We start from the raw sequence: 1562 nt of genomic DNA on the forward strand, positions 1-1562 counted from the left end.
AATTCAACTAAAGACATTTTGCTATCTCAATTTTGGACATTTTCTGAATATTTTTTTTCTGCAGTCCGTTTTTCTAAGCTTGCAGGCAACGGCTCGGGGCTTGGCGATGGCGGGCAAATCGAAGCCGAAATTTTCAACTAAAATACAAATTTCTACCGGAGTACAAAACGTGAACTTTGTACTTTCCGCCCGCTATTGCCAAACCCTTGTTGTAGGCAGTTTTTTCATCACAGTTTTGCAAGTAATTCACTTTTTTTAGAACTAAATTCTTCTTCTGATAATATTCCTTTATTTTTTAATTCAGCCAATTTTTCAATTTGTCCTAATATGTCGGGTTCTGTAATTTGTTGATTTATTGCTATTGGTTTAGTCGAAGTTTTTTGACGAATAAATTCTGAAAAGACTTTTGCACCTGTAACTAAATTAATTGTAGCTGAATTTCCAGAGCAAATAAGTTTTAGTTCCCCTTTAAGAAAACCTGTTTCGACAGAAACAGATGAAATTTTATCATAAGGAAAATCTTCCATTTTAATTCCAAATCCGATTGTTGGTTTGTCTATAAATATCAAACGTGTATTTGTCGCAACAAGTAAACCATTTCCAGTAAAACCAGTTCCATTTTTCAACATTCCAGAATCAATTTTCTCAATTTCTTCGCCGTCCATTAATATTGTTGGAAGTTCTTTTACTTCTCTTTTATTTGCAACAGCGGGATTCAATTTCCTGATTTTTTCAATTAAATCATTTAATGGTTTGTTCTGGACGACTTTTTTTTCTTGTAGTCTTCGCAATTCAATTAAAAATTCGGCTGTTGTAAATTGTTTGATTTTATTAGTCAGTTTCATAACTTCTGTTCCACCTTTTAATCCTAAATTTCGGGAACACTTTGTGCAAATTTTATCGCCATCACTCGTTTTATGTCCAAATAGAGGTGTGTTCATTGATTTAAGCTCAACTTCACAAGTTATACAATTTGCCATTTTTGTTTTTATATTTTTATTTTAATGTATTTTTTTTGTCAAAATTACTCCAGTTCTTTATTTACCAAATCTTCAAGATTAAGTTTTATAAGGTAAAATAAAAGCGTCCAGTTAGAATCTTTATTTTTCAAAAATTCCATAGTTTTATTTAAACCTTGTACATTTTCCTCATAAGTTTTAAAACCTTTTGCTTTATCATACTTTTGTTTTATAGTATTATAATGATTATTAATGTTTGTTAGATTAGAGTTTAAAGTGTTGATATTTTCTGTAGTAATATTAGTTTGATTTTCTGATTTGTAAATATCATTTAAAATCATTACCATATTTTGCATATAGAGATTTGATTTAAGAAAATTTACATTAGAAATTAATTCTTGGGAATAAAGTTTAGGAAATATTCCTGAAATTAAAATAGTTAATAATAAGATTGCTTTTTTCATAATTCGATATTTTGATTTTAACGCGGTTTTCTAAAATTGCCTACAACGGTTTGGGTATTGCCGAAGGCGGGGATTTTTTTGCACAGAACTTCAATAGAAATACCGCAGTTCAAATATTACAGAAAAGTTGATTAGAATT

General features: G+C 29.4%; 2 protein-coding genes. Both read right to left on the bottom strand.

Going from position 1 to position 1562, the window contains the following annotated elements:
• Positions 1-227: 227 nt before the first annotated feature.
• Positions 228-980: a PH domain-containing protein gene (locus F564_RS19685; RefSeq protein WP_084406837.1), complete on the bottom strand. Its 753-nt coding sequence runs from the start codon at positions 978-980 to the stop codon at positions 228-230.
• A gap of 44 nt (positions 981-1024) precedes the next feature.
• A complete protein-coding gene (locus F564_RS0117640) occupies positions 1025-1423 on the bottom strand; it encodes a hypothetical protein (protein WP_028123733.1) in 399 nt (132 codons plus the stop codon).
• Positions 1424-1562: the final 139 nt, after the last annotated feature.

This window comes from Epilithonimonas tenax DSM 16811, assembly GCF_000428485.1.
In the GTDB taxonomy this organism is placed as follows: domain Bacteria; phylum Bacteroidota; class Bacteroidia; order Flavobacteriales; family Weeksellaceae; genus Epilithonimonas; species Epilithonimonas tenax.